Genomic DNA, 18,534 nt, shown 5'->3' with positions numbered 1-18,534 from the left:
CATGCCATGCACATTCGGGGTTGCCCTTTGATCTAGACCAAAGTCGGGGCAAGGTCACGCCCGATGATCGAAGATTCGCCCTTTGTCGCAGCCGCGCCGGTGCTGGTGCCGATGCCGGCCGAACGGCCCTACACCTACGCTGTGCCTGCCGGCGTGCGCGTGGTGCCGGGCTCGATCGTGCGCGTGCCGCTCGGTCCGCGCCAGGTTGCCGGCATCGTCTGGGATGGTGCGGTCGAGAATATCGACGCCAAAAAGCTGCGCCCGATCGAACAGGTCTTCGACTGCCCGCCGATCGACCGCGGCATGCGCCGCTTTGTCGACTGGCTGGCGCAGTACACGCTGTCGCCGCCCGGCATGGTGGCGCGCATGCTGTTGCGCGCGCCGGAGGCGTTCGATCCCGAACCATGGATCGAGGGCCTGCAGCGGACCCTCGTCATGCCCGACCGGATGACGGATGCCAGGACGCGCGTGCTGGAGACGGCGGAAGGGGGGCTTGCCTGGACGCGATCCGGCCTGGCGCACGCGGCGGGCGTGTCGTCGACGGTGGTCGAGGGGCTCAAGGCGCAAGGCGTGTTCGAGACGGTGATGATCCCGCCTCGACCGGTGGTCGCCGCGCCCGATCCTTCCTACGCCATGCCGGAGCTGATGCCGGACCAGGCAGACGCGGCCGCCATGCTGCGCGCCAATGTCACGGCCGCTGCTTTCAACGTCACGCTGCTCGACGGCGTCACCGGCTCGGGCAAGACGGAAGTTTATTTCGAGGCGGTGGCGGCAGCCCTCGACCAGGGCAGGCAGGTGTTGATCCTTTTGCCGGAGATCGCGCTGACGCATGCCTTCCTCGAACGCTTTCAGCAGCGCTTCGGCGCCAAGCCGGCGGAATGGCATTCCGACCTGCCGCCCCGAATGCGCGAAAAGGTCTGGCGACAGGTGGCGGAAGGCGGCGTGCGCGTCGTCGCCGGCGCACGCTCGGCGCTGTTCCTGCCGTTCCGCGAGCTCGGGCTGATCGTCGTCGACGAGGAGCACGACCCTGCCTACAAGCAGGAGGACCGTGTCTTCTACAATGCCCGCGACATGGCGGTGGTGCGCGGCCATATCAGCGGCTTCCCGGTGGTGCTGGCGTCGGCGACGCCATCGGTCGAAAGCCGGGTCAATGCGCAGCAGGGCCGCTACAGCAGGGCGGTGCTGTCGGCGCGCTTTGCCGAAGCCGCGCTTCCCGATCTCAAGACGATCGACATGCGGCGCGCGCCGCCGGCCCGCGGCGGCTTTCTGTCGCCGCTGCTGATCGACCAGATGCAACGTACGCTGGAGAAGAAGGAGCAGTCGCTGCTGTTCCTCAACCGGCGCGGCTATGCGCCGCTGACGCTGTGCCGTGTCTGCGGCCACCGCTTCGGCTGCCCGGTCTGTTCGGCCTGGCTGGTCGAGCACCGCTTTCGCGGCCAACTCGTCTGCCATCATTGCGGGCACAATGAGAAGCGGCCGGAGGCTTGTCCGGAATGCGGCACGCTCGACCATCTGGTCGCCTGCGGGCCTGGCGTCGAGCGGATAGCTGAAGAAGTCGTGGCGCATTTCCCCGACGCGCGCACGATCGTCCTGTCATCCGATTTGATGGGCGGGGTGCGCCGGCTGCGGCTGGAGCTCGAGGCCATCGCCAATGGCGAGGCCGACATCGTCATCGGCACGCAGCTGGTCGCCAAGGGCCATAACTTTCCCAACATGACGCTGGTCGGTGTCGTCGATGCCGATCTCGGCCTCGCCAATGGCGATCCGCGCGCCGCCGAACGGACCTTCCAATTGCTCAGCCAGGTGACTGGACGCGCCGGCCGCACCGGCAAGAAGAGCCTCGGCCTGCTGCAGACTTTCCAGCCGGACCATCCGGTGATGCGGGCGATCGTCTCGGGCGATGCCGAGGCCTTTTACGAGCGCGAGATCACTGAGCGCGAACGGGCAGCCCTGCCGCCCTTCGGCAGGCTTGCCGGCGTCATCGTCAGTGCGGTGACGCGGGCCGAGGCCGAAGGCCACGCGCGCGGCCTGCGCCGTGCAGCACCCCAGGCCAGCGACCTGTTCGTGCTCGGTCCGGCCGAGGCGCCGCTGTCGCTGCTCGGTGGGCGCCATCGTTTCCGTTTGCTGATCCAGGGTGAAAAGCGCGCCGACATCCAAGGCTTCATCCGCACCATGCTGGCCGAAGGGCCGAAGCAGCGCGGCTCGGTCCGCGTGCAGGTCGACATCGATCCGCAGAGCTTCTTGTAAGCACAAAGGCTGACGCCGCCGCCGCCCGCCCGTAAGCCGTTTGTCAAGAAAACTCAGCATCTTAGTGCCGGCTAAAATGCGCGCCGTTCATGTACCCGGCTCCCATCCGTTCGCTGACTAATCCTGATTTGAAAAGCCACAAAATAAATGTTGACTCGTTTTATCATGAATTATAACTGGGCCTTTCCGCTCTGGCGCTGGGGACCAGGGCATGGATGGGGACAGCATGCGCAGATTTTTCAGTACGCTTCTTTGGTCATCGGCTTTGGGTTCGTCGATTATGGCAGGCGCGGCATTTGCCCAGGAAGCCGCTCCGACGGACCAGCAGGGAGCCACCGTGCTCGATCAGATACTGGTCACCGGCCGCAATGAAAGGTCGATTTCCAGCGTCGCCCAGTCTGTCCAGGTCGTGGAACAGGAACAGGTCGAGGAAGCCGCGCAGGAAAATATCGACGCCGCGACCCTGATCAGCCGCATCGTCCCCGGCTACGCGCCACGCAACCAGACCATTTCCGGCGCTTCGGAAACCTTCCGCGGGCGCAGCGTTCTCATCATGGTCGACGGTGTGCCGCGCAACACACCGCTGCGGGACGTCTCACGCATCCTGTCGATGATCGGCCTGAATTCGGTCGAGCGCATCGAAGTCATCAATGGCGCGTCCAGCCTTTATGGCGCCGGCGCCACCGGCGGCACGATCAACTTCATCACCAAGCGCGGCGACAGCGACAAGCCGAAGGTGACGGTGCGCACCGGCGTCACCGCCTTCACCGAAAACCCCGGCAAGTCGGCCGGGCCAAGCACCAGTGTCTCGGTCGAGGGCAAGAAAGGCGATTTCGACTATTTCTTCTCGGCGTCCGGTGATCTGTCGCGCCGCACCTATGACGGCCACGGCAACGAGGTGGCTTCCGACGCCATGCTTGGGCAAGGCGGCGGCGACCGCACCGGCACGGGCAATCTCTTCGGCGTGGCCGGCTACCAGTTCGATTCCAGGCGCTTCGAGGCCAGCGTCGAGTGGACCTATGCCAACCAGAAGCCGGACTGGTTCACCGATTACACGACCAATCCCGTCTCCCCGGATTTCGGCGATCCCTATGAAGGCAAACCGCTGAAGGAAGATTCGAAATATCTGACCGCCAAATACACCGACAGCGACTTCGCGCTCGGAAACCTCGAGGTCAAGGCGTTCTACAACGACATCTTCAAGCAGTCGCCCTTTACCAAATTCTCGGCCGTCAACAGCCAGGTGTATTTACCGACGAACCCGACGCGGCCGGTGATCCTGCCGCCGGGTACGGACCCGACCGCCGACTTCAACCAGACGGCGCTGCAATCGCGGCGCGGCGGCGTCAACCTGACCGTCAACACGCCGATGGACTTTATCACTCAGGGCAGCACACTGACCTGGGGCGCCGACTACGTTTTCGATGCCACCGATCAGCAGCTGACCAACGGCCAGGACGCCATCTCGCCCACGACCCAGAACTCGGTTGCCTTGTTTGCGCAGGGCGAAATTCCGGTGACGGATCGCTTTCGCATCAGCGGCGGCGCGCGCTACGACCAGTTTTATCTCAACGTTGAAGACTTCACCCGGCCTGCCGCTGCCGTTCTGCTCGGCCGCAACATTATCGGCCTGCCGGCGATCCAGGTGACCGGCGGCTCGTTCGACTACGACGCCGTCACCTTCAACGCCGGCGCCGTCTACGATCTGACCGAAAGGATGCAGCTTTTCGGCAATTTCTCGCAAGGCTACAGCCTGACCGACATTGGCGGCTTCACCCGCCGGGCCGGGTTGAACTCCAACGCCGAAACCTGCGACGCCTATGGCACCGCCATCCGGCCGCTGCTGCCGTGCACCAACGCGCCGGATTACGCGATCAGCTATGCCGATATCGCGCCTGAACCCCAGCTGGTGAACACCTGGGAAGCCGGTCTGCGCGGCGATTGGGGCGACTATCGCGGCGGCGTCAGCACCTATCTGTCGACCTCGGACAACGGCGTCAGCTACGACATCGTCAACAACCGGGTATCGCAGCAGAAGGAACGTATCTGGGGCGTCGAAGCCAATCTCGAGGCAGACCTCAGCGGCATGTTCACGCTGGGCGGATCGGTCGGCTATGTCGAAGGCAAATACGACGCGGATCGCGACGGCCACATCGAAGCGAACGAGTATCTGCCGAACAACCGTGTCCCCTCGACCTACAAGGGCCTGGTCTATCTCACCACCCGTTTCGAGAACGAGCTGACCCTGCGCAGCGAGTTGGAGCTGTTTTCCGGACGCGACCGCATCGCCACCCAGGAACTGGACGGTGCAGCACTGGTCAATCTCGCCGTCTCGAAGACGTTCGGCAATGAAAGCGTGCTGAACCTTGCCGTGCGCAATGTGTTCGACACCTACTACATCAACCCTTCCGCATCGGCGACCCGCGGCGCCGACGTTCCGGGTCTGGGACGTTCGGTTGCGTTGTCCTACCAGATCACATTCTGAGGGGCGGCGGTGGCGGTGTCTCTCCAACGAAACGGTGCATTGGTCTCGCTGCTGGCAGAAGCGCCAGCCGATCCGGCGGATGGCGCGCGCTATATCGAGGCGCTCGGCCGCCTTTCGCAGGAACGGGAGCCGTTCGTGCTCCTGGTCGATATCCGCATCGAGATCGCGCTGAGCGACGCCCAGCGCAAGGCGCAAAACCTCTGGTACAAGGCGGAACGCGAGCAGCTCGAAAAAGCCTGCCGCGCCTGTGCGCTGGTGCGCCCCGCCGCCGACGAGAACATGCAGCGCGTCTGGCAAAGCCTGTTCGGCTTTCCAGTGCTCGTCACCCGCAGCCGGGCGGAGGCCGGCGCCTTCCTGAACGGTTACGCACCGAAGGACTATGTCAAATGAGCGCCGACGCAGACCGGCCGGCGCCCGCCGGGCTTTCGCGCCTGCGGCTTTTCGTCGTTCTCGCCTGCCTTTATCTGGCGCAGGCCATCCCGAGCTATCTGTTTGCCGCGGCGATCCCGCCGATCCTGCGCGAGCAGGGCGTGTCGCGCACCGCCATTGGCTTGATGGCGCTGCTGATGCTGCCGCTGGTGCTGAAATTCCTATGGGCGCCGCTGGTCGACCGCTTTCGGCCAATGGCCCGCGCCCATCGCGCCGGCTGGGTCATCATCACCCAGATCGGCGTCATCGCCGGCATCGCCGCCATGCTTTGGATCGAGCCGACCGATGTCGCCGGTATCTTTGCCGTCGGCCTTGTCGTGAGCCTGTTGATGTCGACCCAGGACATCGCCACCGACGGCTACGCGGCCAAATATCTCGACCCGAAGGACAGGCCGATCGGCAATGCGATCCAGGGCGGCGCCGTCGCGCTCGGCGTCGTTCTCGGCGGCACGCTCGGCCTGTTGGCTTATCATCATGCCGGCTGGCAAACCATGGTGGCCATGGTGGCCGCGCTGTCCATCATCCCGCTGGTCGCCGCCTTCGCCATGCGCGAGACCGATCCCGTCGCCAGCGCGCCGCAGGCGGCCATCGACCGCCCCTCGATCCTGCGCTTTCTGCGCCGGCCGGAGGCACGCCAGATCCTGTGGATCGCGCTCATCTACCGCGCCAGCGAGGGGCTGGTGAAGTCGATGGAAGGCTCCTATCTCGTCGATGCCGGCGTGCCGCTCGATATCATCGGTTATCTCTCGGGCGGTGCCGCGCTCACCGTCGGGCTCGGCGGCTCGGCGCTGGCGGCGCGGCTGCTGCACAACAGGGGCGCCGCCTCGGTGCTCGGCCTGCTCGGCGCGCTGCGAACCATCTGCTTCCTGATCTTCGCGCTGCACGCTTTCGGCGCTATCGCCGGCTTCTGGCCGATCTTCGGCGCGTCGTTCCTGCAGACGCTGGTGCGCTACATGGAGATCGTGGCGCTCTACAGCCTGTTCATGTCCGTCACGTCGTCGGACCAACCCGGCACCGATTTCACCATCCTGTCCTGCGCCCAGCTCATCGTCTACCTCGTCGGCTCCATGCTTGCCGGCCGCCTTGCCGACATGCTCGGCTACTCCGCGTTGTTCACCCTGGCGACAGTGCTGTCGGGCATCGCCGTGGTGGCGACCTATCGCATGCTGAATGCTCATTTCGCCGATGCCGCAAAGACCCAGCCAGGAACGCCGATGCCGCTGCCGGAGGTCGCCGAATGAGCGCGGGTTCGCTAGTGCTTATGAACCATGGCTGCAAGACCGGCGGCGGCCAGAGCCAGCGCCGCGCAGCCGGCCAGCGGCGCAAAGGGCCAGAGCGTGAAGGCGAAGCCGCCGGCCAATGCGCCGATGCTCTGGCCGAGCACATGGGTGCTGGTGAGCCAGCCGGCCGCCGCGCCCTGCTCGCCGGGCTCCAGGCGCTTCATCAGCCAGGCGGTGTAGCCGGGTGTCGCCAGGGCAATGCCGGCCGCCGCCACCACCAGAGACGCTGCCGAGGCAACATGGCTGGCCGTGACGGCCAGCGCCGTCATGCCGACGCAAACCATGAGACAGCCGACGACGACGCTGTTGCGCTCCGCCAGCCGCAGGCGCGCCATGAGCAGTCCCTGGACCAGAACCATGACGACGGCGACCAGCATCAGGGCCAGGCCGGTCAACGTCGTGGCCTGCGTCGCACCAAGGCCAAAACGCTGCTGGGTCATCGGGCCGAGCATCATCTGCACCTGTCCGAAGCCGAGCGTCAGGCACAAGCCCATCGCCAGGCAAGGCAGAGCGCGGCGATCGAAGGGCGATATTCCACGGCCGACGTCGGCCGCCCTGCCGTCGGTCCGTCCGCCGGCTTCCCCTTTGCCCCGCGCGAGCCACAGCAACAGCGGGCTGAACAGGAACAGGATGGGCGGCAGCAGCGGCGACAGGACGGCAGCCGTTGCCGCCAGCGCGCCGGCCAGCCGCCCCATGCTGACGCCGGCGCCAAGCAGTCCCAGCGCGGCCTGTCGCCTGTCATCGGCAACCGAGCGGCTGGCCCAGACCTGCGCCGTCGGCATGACGCCGGACGCGGCAAAACCGTACACGGTTCGCGAAAGCATCAGCAAAGCGATGCCCAGCGCGGCTCCCGTGCCGGCTATCAGCAGAATGGCGAACACCGCCTGGCCGGCCAGCATGGCGAGGCCGAGCAAGCGCAGCAGCCTGGCATGGCCAAGCCGCTCGCCCATGCGACCCCACAGCGGCGAGCCGACCAGAAAGGCCGCCGCGCCGACAGCAGTTGCCGCGCCGATGGCAAACGTGTCGAGCCTCAGCCGCTCCATCACCAGGGGAACGAGCGATACGAAGGCCGACTGGCCGAAGCCGATTGCCGAGACCGCGATTGCCAGGCGGCGAAGAAGCGAAGATCGATTTTTCATACTGGTCGTCATAACGCGAAGCTTATTTCCTGGTTAGAATAAATAATCAACAGAAATGTTCTAATAACCACAGCGTATAATATATAATACTACAGTATTGTGTGGATTTATGAGGATGCACATGGAACAAGTAAAGCCAGAATCTTCCTCTGCATTAAGCCCGTTCCTCAACGCGTTGCTGCGGGAATGGGATGGCTGGGAATTCGTCGACGCCAGCCAAACCGGGCTGTTTCGGCCGCAGGCGGCCGTGCTGCGTCTGAATTTCCCTGCCTCGCGCGCGGCGGTGCTCGTCGAGGCGCGGCATCGCTCGAAGGTTGGTTACCACGATTTCGCGATGCCGCTCTGGCGCCTCGATATTAGTAGCGAGGGGGCCGATGGCGAGGCGTCCGAGATCGACCTTTTCAGTCTTTTGGCGCTGATCCTGGCGGAGCCTGACATTGCCGGCCGGGCGACAGCGAAAAGCCGACTGACCTTCCTGCGCCGCAGCCTGGCCAGCATCGCCGCAATCGCTGACGCGACTGCGGCGCGTGGATCGTCGCGGCCCTTCTCCGAAGGCGATCCTGATTTCATCGATGCCGAAAGCGCCCTGCGCTTCGGCCATGCCGTGCATCCGGCGCCGATGAGTCGCGAAGAGTTCACGCACACGGATTCCGCGCGCTTCGGGCATGAATACTGCAATGCGTTCAAACTGCGCTGGTGGGCCGTCGACCCGACCATCCTCACTGGGGGCAGCGTCGAGCCGCTAGATGTCACCGAGATGGTCCGCGGGCTTGCCGCCAGCGATCCGCAGCTGCTTGCTCGGGCTGGCAAGCAACAGGGCAAGGTTCTCGTTCCGATGCATCCGTGGCAGGCCGTACGGCTCATGCTGGAAGACCGCGTCGAGCGCCTGTTTTGCGCCGGCCGTATCGTCGATGTTGGGCTCGGCGGACCAGCGTGGCGGGCCACGACCTCGCTGCGCACGGTTCATTCAGCTGAAGCCGAGTGGATGCTGAAATTCTCGCTCAGCCTGCGCCTGACTAATTCCAGGCGCATCGTCGAGGAGCATGAGTGCCGGCGCGGCCTTTCGGTGCACCGGCTGGTCAAGGGCAAGCTCGGCGGCGCCTTGCAGAGCCGCTGCCCGACCATGACGGTGCTAGGTGAGCCCGCCTGGTTCGGCCTGCGTGACGAAGACGGCCGGCTGATGACGGATACCATTGTCTCGTTTCGCGAAAACCCGTTTCGCGGCATGGGAAGTCCGCGGGCTGCCGTTCTCGGCGCGCTTTGCGAGCGCCATCCCGGCCGTACCGAAAGCCATCTGTCCGACCTGGTCCGCCGCATCGCCCGCGACGAGAAGCGACCTGTCGAGGAAACGGCGCGTTTGTGGTTCGAGCGTTTCCTTCATGCCGCCATCGAGCCGTTTATCGTTGCCTTCTCGGAATTCGGCCTGCTGTTCGGCGCCCATCAGCAGAACCTCGTCGTCGGCCTCGCCGGCGGCTGGCCGAATGCGCTCTATTTTCGCGACTGCCAGGGCACCGGTTATGTCGAGGAATTCCTGCCCAGGCTGCGCGAATTCGTGCCCGAGGCTGGTCAGGCGGGCGATCATGTCTTCCCAGCGGAAGCGGCCGCGAAGCTGTTCGGCTACTATCTGGTCGTCAATGGCGCTTTCGCCGCCGTCGCAGCCCTTGCCGCCGCTGGCCTCACCAACGAAGACGATCTGCTGGCGATATTCCGCCGCTCGCTCGAGCGGCTGGCCGCCACGCCGATGGCTGACCGGTCCTGCGTCGACTATTTGCTCAACGCGCCGACGCTCGCCGCCAAGGGCAATTTCCTGATCGCGCTGCGCGACATCAATGAGAACACCGAAGTGACCGACCCGCTGGCAGGTTACGTCGAGCTTCCGAACCCCCTGCATGTGAGAGAATACGCATGAACATCGAGGCTGCGAAAAACTGGTCACCCGCCACCGTCGCCGGCAACGAAGGATGGCAGCATCTGGCCTCGGCCGCGGAGCCGCTCGCCATTTGTGCCGGAGATGGCCATGTCAGCCTGGTCAACGCTGAGGGAACAGCGGTGGGACAGGCCCGCATCTCCGACGCGGATGGCCGCCTGCTCATCGACGATGTCGCGTTCATTGGCGGCCGCCTCGACCAACCGCAAATCCTGGCAGGTCTCGTCGACGCCGTGCTGCGCCTGCATCCTTCCTTCGACTGCGCCTTCCTGCCGGCGGCCAAGACGCTGTGGCCGGTTTCGGCGCTGGCCACCGAGACGGTTCCGGGTGAACCGGAATGCGCCGTCATCCATCGCTCGGTCCTGCGCCAGCTGCCGCTGCTGTGGCGCAGCCAGGCCTCGCATGTCACCTATCCGGCATTGACGACCGCTATCGGCCCGGAAGACCGGCTGCCGCCATTGCGCCAACCGCGCCCCTGCGGCCCGATGTACGAACGCTGGATTCCGGAAATCGGCCTCACCGTGTCGCTGCGGCCGATCGACCGCCGGACCGATCTCGACCTCTTCCATCGCTGGATGAACGATGGCCGCGTCGCCTTCTTCTGGGAACTTGCCCAGAGCCATGAGGATCTCGACAAATATCTCGCCGAGCAGGAAAGCGATCCGCATATTTTCGGCGTCATCGCCAGCTTCGACGGCGAGCCGACCGGCTATTTCGAGTTCTACTGGGCCAAGGAGGACCGGCTCGGGCCCTATTATGAGCCGCTCGACTGGGACCGCGGCTGGCATGGGCTGATCGGCAATATGCGCCATCTCGGCCGGCCGAAGACGCTGTCACTGTTCCGCTCCGTCACCCACTATCTGTTCCTCGACGAGCCGCGCACGCAGCGCGTCGTCGGCGAGCCACGCGCCGCGCACCAGAAGATGCTGAGCTATTGCGCCGGCGCCGCCTACGACAAAGTCAAGGAGTTCGACTTCCCGCACAAGCGCGCGGCGCTGGTCTGCTGCGAACGCCAGCGCTTCTTCCGCGAGGTGCCGCTGTGACGGTGCAGCAACCGATTGCCAAAGCGGGGGAGGCGACACGCTGGGCCGCGATCAACCGCGACGCCGTCGCCAAGGCCATTTCCGAACTGACCTTCGAGGAGTGCCTGTCGCCGCGCGAGCTTTCGCCCGGCCGATGGGAGCTGACGCCCGGCCCCGGCGTGACCTATCGCTTTGCCGCGACGCGGCGCCTGTGGGGCCAGATCGCCGTCCGTCCGGAGACGCTGACTCGCGACGCCGGCATCGAGCTGCCGGTCGACGATGCGGTCGCCTTCTTCGCCGACGCGCGCGAGACGCTCGGCATGTCGCCGGCAACATTCTGCACCTATGCGAAGGAGCTTTACAACACGCTGATGGCCGACATGCGGATCGCCAAGGCACGCGGCAATCGACCGGCCGCCGATCTAGCCGCGCTGCCGGATACCGAGTTGCAGGCATTGCTCGACGGCCATCCGAAGGCCCCTGCCAACAAGGGACGGCTTGGCTGGGGACGGGACGACTTCGAGCGCTACGCGCCAGAATCGGCCACCGCATTCCAGCTCTTCTGGCTTGCCGCCGCCAGCGATCGCTGCCTGCTGGCGCTTGACTGCGGGCTCGACGAAGAGGCGCTGCTGCAGGCCGCACTCGGCGACTACGAGCGCGCAAGGCTCGAAGCGGCTTTCAGCGCCGCCGGGATCTCGCGATCGACGCATAGGCTGCTGCCGGTCCACCCCTGGCAGTGGCAGGCGATGATCGCCTCGCAATATGGTAGCGAGATCGCCGCCGGCCGGCTGGTGCCGCTTGGCCAGTTCGGCGATCCGTTCCTGCCCTTGCAGTCGCTGCGCACGCTTGCCAATGCGGCGCGGCCCGAGGCGCTGCATGTCAAGCTGCCGCTGACCGTCCTCAACACGTCAGCGTGGCGCGGCGTGCCGGGCAAATACATGGCGATCGGCGCCGATCTGTCGCGCTGGCTGGCCACGGTGGCGGCCGCGGACCCGGTGCTCAAGGACGTCAAGGTGCTGAAGGAAGTCGGCGGCGCCTTCTATCCGCATCCGCACTATACCGGCGTTGAAGGTGCGCCCTATCAGTTTTGCGAGATGCTGGGCGCCATATGGCGCGAAAGCCCCGAAAAGGATCTGACAGCGGGCCAGCGGCCGATGATGATGGGCGCCCTGCCGCAGCGCGACGCCCATGGCAGGCCGATCGCCAGCGCCCTGATGGAGCAGTCCGGCCTTGGTCCGGAGGCATGGCTCGATCGCCTGTTCTCCACGGCCTTCGTGCCGCTCTACCACTTCATGTGCCGTTACGGCGTCGGCTTCATCGCCCATGGCCAGAACGTCACCATCATCCTCGACGGAGCGGCGCCTCTCGGCGTGGCGGTCAAGGATTTCCAGGGCGACCTCGACCTCGTCGACCAGCCGTTTCCCGAACTGGCCGGCCTCGACCCCAAAATCCTGTCGACGCTGAAGCGCCGGCCGCCGGCACATCTTCTCCAGCATCTGCAAACGGGACACATCGTCAGCGTTCTGCGCTTCCTATCCGAGGCGCTGGCCGCCTATGACCGCTTCGACGAGAGGACTTTCTACGCCATCCTGGCCGCCGCCATCCGGCGCTACCAGGCGCAGAACCCTGAGCTGTCGGAACGGTTCGCGCTCTTCGATCTGTTTGCTCCGAAGATCCCACGCATCGCCATCAACAAGGTGCGTTTCGCCATCGGCTACGGCGACAGCGGCGAACGCCCTCTGCCCGACCTTGGCACACCTCTCGACAATCCGCTTAACCCCGAGTCAGCCCGGCGATCTCCCATCAGCCCAGCCAGCTCCATAAGGAGTTCGCCATGACCCATACGCTTGACCTCGCAGGCATCGGCGTCGGGCCGTTCAATCTCAGCCTCGCCGCCCATCTCGATGCGGTGGACGGCGTCGAAGCGCGCTTCTTCGATCGGGCGACGCGGCTCGAATGGCACCCGGGCATGATGCTGCCGGGCGTCGAACTGCAGACATCCTTCCTCAAGGATCTCGTCACCGCGACGCATCCGACCAGCCCATGGTCGTTCATGTCCTATCTGGTCGCGCAGAAGCGGTTCTATGAATTCCTCAACGCGGATTTCTCAGCCATCCCGCGGCCGGAATTCGCCCGCTATCTCGGATGGGTCGGCGAGAACTTGTCTTCGCTGCGCTTCGCCAGCGCCGTCGACCGGATCGACTTCGACGGAACGAATTTCAGGCTGCGTATCGGCCGCGAGCAGGTGAACGCGCGCAATCTCGCCATTGCCGTCGGGCTGGTGCCCAACATCCCCGCCTGGGCGCGGGCGGCGGCCTCCGATCAATGCTTCCACAACGCCCAGGCCGCCAACCGCCTCGATCGCCTGAGCGGACAGCGTGTCGCCGTGATCGGCGGTGGCCAGAGCGGCGCCGAAGTGCTTCTGCATCTGATCTCCTCCGACCGCTTCGCCGGCCGCGAAATCGAGTGGATCTCGATGCGGCCGAATTTCCTGCCACTGGACGACTCGCCTTTCACCGACGAACTCTTCACGCCGGGCTATGTCGAAAGCTTCCATCGGCTGCCGCAAGGGCGGCGTGAGACGATCCTGGAACAGCAACTGCTTGCCGGTGACGGCGCATCGACGAGCACACTGAAGGCGATCTATCGCCAGCTTTACACGCTGCGGCACCTCTCGGAGGAAACGACGGCGGTCAACATGACGCCGCACCGCGAAGTGCTGAACGTGACGCGGGAAGGCAGCGAATACCGGCTGATCATGCGCAACGGCTTCGACGGCGCCATCGAGACGCGCACCGTCGATGCGGTGGTTCTGGCCACCGGCTATGCCTTTGCCATTCCTGATTGCATGGCGCCGCTCATGAACAGGATCGCGCTGGACGAGCGCGGTCATTACAGGCTCAACGCCAGCTTCGAGGTCGAATGGGACGGGCCCGACGACCGCCGGATCTACGCGCTCAATGCCGGCCGGCTCAGCCATGGCATAGCCGAGCCGCAGCTCAGCCTGATGGCTTGGCGCAGCGCCAAGATCGTCAATTCGCTGCTCGGGCGGGCACAGTTCGATCTCGATCTGCCCGATCCGCCGGTTGCCTGGAGTTCAAGGCACACGACACAAAGCCTGCATCATCTCGGCGCCAATGCGAGGATGACCGAATCGGGCGCGCGGTGATGTTTGTGGAGGCGGGCCGAAGAGCGTGGTACGGCGCGCGTTAAGGTTGACATCGACCCGTAAAGCTTTTCTGTGAGAGAGATCGTTCGGTCCTGCTGGAGGCTCAGCGCATGAAAACCCTTGGCCTCATCGGCGGCATGAGCTGGGAATCGACGGCGATCTATTATCGCCTGCTCAACGAGATCGTGCGCGAGCGGCTGAGCGGGCTGCATTCGGCAAAGCTGTTGCTCTATTCCTTCGACTTCGCCGAAATCGCCGACCGGCAGCATCATGGCGACTGGGACAGTGCGGGCGTGCTGCTGGCGGATGCGGCGCGCAAGCTGGAGGCGGGCGGCGCAGAGGGGCTTTTGATCTGCACCAACACCATGCACAAGCTCGCCGACCGGGTGCAGGCGGCGGTGTCGATCCCGCTTATCCACATTGCCGACGCCACGGCCGTCGCGGTCAAGGGCGCCGGCGTCAAGCGGCCGGCGCTGCTGGCGACCCGCTTCACCATGGAGCAGGATTTCTACAAGGGCCGACTGACGGAGAAATACGGGCTGCAGCCCGTGGTGCCGGACCAGGCCGGGCGCGACATGGTGCACCAGGTAATCTACGACGAGCTCTGCCGGGGCATCGTCAGCGCGGCATCGAAGGCGGCCTATATCGACGAGGTCGCCCGTCTGCGACGCGATGAGAAGATCGATGGCGTCATCATGGGCTGCACCGAGATCACCATGTTGATTGGCGAGCGCGATTTCGACATTCCGGTGTTCGACACCACGCGCATCCATGCCGAGGCGGCGGTCGCATTCATGCTGCCCTGAAGGGCCAAAACAGAGATCAGGGCTGGGCGGCCACGGCGACATTGCCGCTGCCGACCACTTTCAGCTTCCATCGATCTGCTTCCGTGCCGGCCAGATTGAGGTGCCCGGTCAGGAAATAAAGGCGATCGGTGTCGGGGCCTTTGGCTGTGCAAAACCGGTCCTGCAGATAGGAGGGAGGCGTCGCCTGACAATACAGGTTGGCCACGATGCTGGCCGGACGCGCGCGCGGCCTAAACAGCCTTCCGCTCCTTCACGAATTGCGCGCCAAAACTGCCGCGCGCTTGACTTCTTTTTGCAGCGACATTCAATGCATCCGGCATTGCTGTGAGGGGATGAAAGCAAGATGGAATTTGCGTTTCCGTGGCCGACCAGCGAAGGCGAATGGCTGGCTTGGTCCAGCGCCGTCGTCACCTTGGCGCTCGGTCTGCTGTTTTTCCTCGCGCCAGGGCTGGCATTTCGGATTCTGCGGCTGCAGGTCCGGCCCGAAAGGGCAGCGGCAATCGCGGAAGGGCGCGGCCGGATGTCGGGCTTCTATCTCGGCGTCAGCCTGTGCTGCATTCTGTTGGCGCAGCCGTGGCTCTATATGGCACTCGGCTTTTCCTGGCTGTTCACCGCTTTTGGCCGTTTGCTGTCGATGATGTCGGACGGCGCCAACACGCCTTTCAACTGGGCGTCGATCGTCGTCGAACTCGTCCTGGCCGCGTTGCCGCTTGCCTTCGTCTTCGGCTTTCTGCCCTGAATCGGCAGCCAATCCAAAGGCTTCGGTTGAACTCTGCGGCCGGATGCGACAATAGTGCCCGAAAAGCATGCGGGACGACGCATTGCGGTCTTAAAATGCCTGTGCTAGACGGCAATCGACTTTCGGCCGGGGATAGCGGAAGCCGCGCCTCCGTGCTTGGAAAAACTTAGTAAGGTCAAAGATTTAGCCAGAGTTTTTGCTCGCGCCAACAATCTGCGGCCCCTCAGACAAGAGAAAAGACGGTCCGTGGCTCAATCGTCATCGCCAATCTCGGGTGTCGCAGAACGCTACGCGGGTTCGCTGTTCGAACTTGCGCGGCAGTCGAATTCGGTGGCCAAGGTCGAGGCCGACCTCGACAGTTTCGCCAGGATGCTGGATGACAGCGCCGACCTGACGCGCCTCATCAACAGCCCGGTGTTCTCCAGCGAGGACCAGGCCAAGGCAATCGCGTCGATCGCCGACAAGGCCGGCATCACTGGCCTGACCGGCAATTTCCTGCGCGTCGTCGCCCGCAACCGCCGGCTCTTCGCGGTGCCCGGCATGATCAAGGCTTTTCGCAAGATCGCCGCCGAACAGCGCGGTGAGACATCAGCCGAGGTCACTTCGGCGCATGAACTGACGGCTGCCCAGCAGACCGAACTCAAGGCCGCGCTGAAAGGCGTCGCCGGCAAGGACGTGGCCATCACTGTTACCGTCGATCCGTCGCTGCTCGGCGGGCTGGTGGTCAAGATGGGCTCGCGCCAGATCGATACGTCGCTCAAAACCAAACTCAATTCGCTCAAGCTTGCACTGAAAGAGGTCGGCTGATGGACATCCGCGCCGCGGAAATTTCCGCAATTCTCAAAGACCAGATCAAGAATTTCGGCAAGGAGGCCGAGGTCTCCGAAGTCGGCCAGGTGCTGTCCGTCGGTGACGGTATCGCTCGCGTCTACGGCCTCGACAATGTCCAGGCCGGCGAAATGGTCGAATTCCCCGGCGGCATCCGCGGCATGGCGCTCAACCTCGAAGCCGACAATGTCGGCGTCGTCATCTTCGGCGCCGACCGCGACATCAAGGAAGGCGACATCGTCAAACGCACCGGCGCCATCGTCGATACGCCTGTCGGCATGGGCCTGCTCGGCCGCGTCGTCGACGCGCTCGGCAATCCGATCGACGGCAAGGGCCCGATCAAGGCGACCGAACGCAAGCGCGTCGACGTCAAGGCGCCAGGCATCATCCCGCGCAAGTCGGTCAACGAGCCGATGTCGACCGGCCTCAAGGCCATCGATGCGCTGATCCCCGTTGGCCGCGGCCAGCGCGAGCTGGTCATCGGCGATCGCCAGACCGGCAAGACCGCGATCATCCTCGACACGATGCTCAACCAGAAGGCCGTGCACGACAACGGGCCGGAAAAGGAAAAGCTCTACTGCGTCTACGTCGCCATCGGGCAGAAGCGCTCGACGGTCGCGCAGTTCGTGAAGGTTCTCGAAGAGCGCGGCGCCCTTGAATATTCGATCATCGTCGCCGCCACAGCTTCCGATCCGGCGCCGATGCAGTTCCTGGCGCCGTTCACCGGCGCCACCATGGGCGAATATTTCCGCGACAACGGCATGCATGCGCTGATCAGCTATGACGATCTGTCGAAGCAGGCCGTCGCCTATCGCCAGATGTCGCTCTTGCTGCGCCGCCCGCCGGGTCGCGAAGCCTATCCGGGCGACGTGTTCTACCTGCATTCGCGCCTGCTCGAGCGCGCCGCCAAGCTCAACGACGATCTGGGCGGCGGTTCGCTGACCGCGCTGCCGATCATCGAGACGCAGGCCAACGACGTGTCGGCCTACATCCCGACCAACGTGATCTCGATCACCGACGGCCAGATCTTCCTCGAAACCAACCTGTTCTTCCAGGGCATCCGTCCGGCGGTCAACGTCGGCCTGTCGGTGTCGCGCGTCGGTTCGTCGGCGCAAATCAAGGCGATGAAGCAGGTCGCCGGCTCGATCAAGGGCGAGCTCGCGCAGTACCGCGAAATGGCTGCGTTCGCGCAGTTCGGCTCCGATCTCGACGCCGCCACGCAGCGCCTGCTCAACCGCGGCTCGCGCCTGACCGAACTGTTGAAGCAGCCGCAGTTCTCGCCGCTCAAGGTCGAGGAGCAGGTCACGGTGATCTTCGCCGGCGTCAACGGCTATCTCGACAAGCTGGCGCTGAACCAGGTCGGCAAGTTCGAGCACGGCCTGCTCAGCCATATGCGCTCGGCCGGCAAGGACGTGCTGGACGGCATCCGCAAGGAAAAGGCGCTGTCGGACGATCTGCGCGCCAAGCTGAAGGCCGAGATCGACGCCTTCGCCAAGACCTTCGCTTGAGAAGAAGCCGGACGCTCGGGATCAGGTTTGAAGCATGCCTTCATTAAAAGACCTTCGTAACCGTATCGCCTCGGTCAAGGCGACGCAGAAGATCACCAAGGCGATGCAGATGGTCGCCGCGGCGAAGCTGCGTCGCGCGCAGGAAGCAGCGGAGGCGGCGCGTCCCTATTCCGAGCGGATGGGTGCGGTGCTGGCCAATATCACGCAGGCGATCGGCGGCGGCGGCGATGCCCCGGCGCTGATGACCGGCACCGGCAAGGACGATGTGCATCTGCTCGTCGTCTGCACGGCCGAGCGCGGCCTGTGCGGCGGCTTCAACTCGCAGATCGCACGTCTGGCCCGCGACCATATCCGCCGGCTTCTGGCCGACGGCAAGCAGGTCAAGATCATATGCGTCGGCAAGAAGGGTTTCGACATTCTGCGCCGAGACTATGCCTCGCTGATTATCGACCGCGTCGACCTGCGCGATGTCAAGAAGCTCGGCTTCGTCGATGCCGATGCGATCGCCCGTAAGATCATCCATCTGTTCGGCGAAGGCGGCTTCGATATCTGCACGCTGTTTTATTCGCAGTTCAAGTCGGTGATCAGCCAGATTCCGACCGCGCAGCAGATCATTCCTGCCGGCGTGGCTTCGGCTCCCGCCGAAGCGACCGCCGGTGGCAATGCCGTCTACGAATACGAGCCGGAGCCGGGCGAGATCCTCACCGACCTCATTCCGCGCAACATCTCGGTCCAGGTCTTCCGCGCGCTGCTCGAAAACGCAGCCGGCGAGATGGGCGCCAAAATGAGCGCCATGGACAATGCAACGCGCAATGCCGGCGACATGATCAACAAACTGTCGATCACCTATAACCGCCAGCGGCAGGCGCAGATCACCAAGGAACTGATCGAAATCATTTCGGGCGCCGAAGCGCTCTAGGCGCGACCGCCAGGAGGTCATCGACCTTCTGATGGA

The 18,534-nt window shown here is 64.6% G+C and carries 15 protein-coding genes; 13 read left to right on the top strand and 2 right to left on the bottom strand.

The genetic code is table 11. The features are described from left to right. Window positions 1-63 precede the first annotated feature (63 nt). The 4 genes from X756_RS160845 (at window position 64) to X756_RS160860 (ending at window position 6,402) form a co-directional block, all read left to right on the top strand. A complete protein-coding gene (locus tag X756_RS160845) occupies window positions 64-2,247 on the top strand; it encodes a primosomal protein N' (RefSeq protein ID WP_023728696.1) in 2,184 nt (727 codons plus the stop codon). Window positions 2,248-2,527: 280 nt separating this feature from the next. Continuing rightward, window positions 2,528-4,732: a TonB-dependent receptor gene (locus tag X756_RS160850; RefSeq protein ID WP_050589214.1), complete on the top strand. Its 2,205-nt coding sequence runs from the start codon at window positions 2,528-2,530 to the stop codon at window positions 4,730-4,732. 15 nt (window positions 4,733-4,747) lie between these two features. After that, a complete protein-coding gene (locus tag X756_RS160855) occupies window positions 4,748-5,122 on the top strand; it encodes a hypothetical protein (protein WP_155923829.1) in 375 nt (124 codons plus the stop codon). Then, window positions 5,119-6,402 carry an MFS transporter gene (locus X756_RS160860; protein ID WP_023728693.1) on the top strand — a complete coding sequence of 428 codons (1,284 nt, stop codon included), beginning with the start codon at window positions 5,119-5,121 and terminating at the stop codon, window positions 6,400-6,402. Before X756_RS160855 ends, X756_RS160860 begins: the two co-directional genes overlap by 4 nt. 11 nt (window positions 6,403-6,413) lie before the next feature. Here the strand turns inward: X756_RS160860 and X756_RS160865 are convergent, their stop codons facing one another. Beyond that, on the bottom strand, window positions 6,414-7,580 hold the full coding sequence (locus X756_RS160865; protein WP_023728692.1) for an MFS transporter: 1,167 nt from the start codon (window positions 7,578-7,580) through the stop codon (window positions 6,414-6,416). A 121-nt stretch (window positions 7,581-7,701) separates the two neighbouring features. On the opposite strand from X756_RS160865, the gene X756_RS160870 reads away from it, so the two are divergent. The 5 genes from X756_RS160870 (at window position 7,702) to X756_RS160890 (ending at window position 14,504) form a co-directional block, all read left to right on the top strand. Beyond that, window positions 7,702-9,489 (top strand): IucA/IucC family protein, encoded by a 1,788-nt coding sequence (locus X756_RS160870; RefSeq protein WP_031237796.1) that lies wholly within the window; start codon window positions 7,702-7,704, stop codon window positions 9,487-9,489. Next, window positions 9,486-10,550, top strand: coding sequence for a GNAT family N-acetyltransferase (locus X756_RS160875; RefSeq protein ID WP_023728690.1), 1,065 nt, complete (start codon window positions 9,486-9,488; stop codon window positions 10,548-10,550). The genes X756_RS160870 and X756_RS160875 overlap by 4 nt, the downstream gene beginning before the upstream one ends. After that, a complete protein-coding gene (locus tag X756_RS160880) occupies window positions 10,547-12,367 on the top strand; it encodes an IucA/IucC family siderophore biosynthesis protein (protein WP_050589212.1) in 1,821 nt (606 codons plus the stop codon). Before X756_RS160875 ends, X756_RS160880 begins: the two co-directional genes overlap by 4 nt. Then, window positions 12,364-13,698 (top strand): SidA/IucD/PvdA family monooxygenase, encoded by a 1,335-nt coding sequence (locus tag X756_RS160885; protein ID WP_023728688.1) that lies wholly within the window; start codon window positions 12,364-12,366, stop codon window positions 13,696-13,698. The genes X756_RS160880 and X756_RS160885 overlap by 4 nt, the downstream gene beginning before the upstream one ends. A 110-nt stretch (window positions 13,699-13,808) precedes the next feature. Further along, window positions 13,809-14,504 carry an aspartate/glutamate racemase family protein gene (locus X756_RS160890; RefSeq protein ID WP_023726135.1) on the top strand — a complete coding sequence of 232 codons (696 nt, stop codon included), beginning with the start codon at window positions 13,809-13,811 and terminating at the stop codon, window positions 14,502-14,504. 16 nt (window positions 14,505-14,520) lie between these two features. Here X756_RS160890 and X756_RS160895 read toward each other — a convergent pair whose 3' ends face one another. After that, complete coding sequence (locus X756_RS160895) at window positions 14,521-14,709, bottom strand: hypothetical protein (protein ID WP_023728687.1); 189 nt, start codon at window positions 14,707-14,709, stop codon at window positions 14,521-14,523. Window positions 14,710-14,847: 138 nt separating this feature from the next. On the opposite strand from X756_RS160895, the gene X756_RS160900 reads away from it, so the two are divergent. The 4 genes from X756_RS160900 to X756_RS160915 all read left to right on the top strand — a co-directional run bounded on the left by X756_RS160900 (window position 14,848) and on the right by X756_RS160915 (window position 18,498). Next, entirely contained in the window at window positions 14,848-15,243 is a 396-nt protein-coding gene (locus X756_RS160900; protein WP_023712021.1) for a DUF4345 family protein, read from the top strand. Between the two features lie 246 nt (window positions 15,244-15,489). After that, window positions 15,490-16,050: a F0F1 ATP synthase subunit delta gene (locus X756_RS160905; RefSeq protein WP_023688887.1), complete on the top strand. Its 561-nt coding sequence runs from the start codon at window positions 15,490-15,492 to the stop codon at window positions 16,048-16,050. Next, complete coding sequence (gene atpA, locus X756_RS160910; RefSeq protein ID WP_023684101.1) at window positions 16,050-17,579, top strand: F0F1 ATP synthase subunit alpha; 1,530 nt, start codon at window positions 16,050-16,052, stop codon at window positions 17,577-17,579. Before X756_RS160905 ends, atpA begins: the two co-directional genes overlap by 1 nt. 34 nt (window positions 17,580-17,613) lie before the next feature. Then, a complete protein-coding gene (locus X756_RS160915) occupies window positions 17,614-18,498 on the top strand; it encodes a F0F1 ATP synthase subunit gamma (RefSeq protein ID WP_023728686.1) in 885 nt (294 codons plus the stop codon). The last annotated feature ends 36 nt before the right edge of the window (window positions 18,499-18,534 follow it).

The sequence above is a fragment of the Mesorhizobium sp. LNJC405B00 genome (assembly GCF_000502615.1).
Taxonomy (GTDB): domain Bacteria; phylum Pseudomonadota; class Alphaproteobacteria; order Rhizobiales; family Rhizobiaceae; genus Mesorhizobium.
This window is presented reverse-complemented; position numbering and strand designations above follow the sequence as displayed.

What these genes read in the sequence shown, in the direction of transcription:
- X756_RS160845 (WP_023728696.1), top strand. Translation starts at nt 64, where the DNA reads ATGATCGAAGATTCGCCCTTTGTCGCAGCCGCGCCGGTGCTGGTGCCG.
- X756_RS160850 (WP_050589214.1), top strand. Translation starts at nt 2,528, where the DNA reads ATGGCAGGCGCGGCATTTGCCCAGGAAGCCGCTCCGACGGACCAGCAG.
- X756_RS160860 (WP_023728693.1), top strand. Translation starts at nt 5,119, where the DNA reads ATGAGCGCCGACGCAGACCGGCCGGCGCCCGCCGGGCTTTCGCGCCTG.
- X756_RS160865 (WP_023728692.1), bottom strand. Translation starts at nt 7,580, where the DNA reads ATGAAAAATCGATCTTCGCTTCTTCGCCGCCTGGCAATCGCGGTCTCG.
- X756_RS160870 (WP_031237796.1), top strand. Translation starts at nt 7,702, where the DNA reads ATGGAACAAGTAAAGCCAGAATCTTCCTCTGCATTAAGCCCGTTCCTC.
- X756_RS160875 (WP_023728690.1), top strand. Translation starts at nt 9,486, where the DNA reads ATGAACATCGAGGCTGCGAAAAACTGGTCACCCGCCACCGTCGCCGGC.
- X756_RS160885 (WP_023728688.1), top strand. Translation starts at nt 12,364, where the DNA reads ATGACCCATACGCTTGACCTCGCAGGCATCGGCGTCGGGCCGTTCAAT.
- X756_RS160890 (WP_023726135.1), top strand. Translation starts at nt 13,809, where the DNA reads ATGAAAACCCTTGGCCTCATCGGCGGCATGAGCTGGGAATCGACGGCG.
- X756_RS160900 (WP_023712021.1), top strand. Translation starts at nt 14,848, where the DNA reads ATGGAATTTGCGTTTCCGTGGCCGACCAGCGAAGGCGAATGGCTGGCT.
- atpA (WP_023684101.1), top strand. Translation starts at nt 16,050, where the DNA reads ATGGACATCCGCGCCGCGGAAATTTCCGCAATTCTCAAAGACCAGATC.
- X756_RS160915 (WP_023728686.1), top strand. Translation starts at nt 17,614, where the DNA reads ATGCCTTCATTAAAAGACCTTCGTAACCGTATCGCCTCGGTCAAGGCG.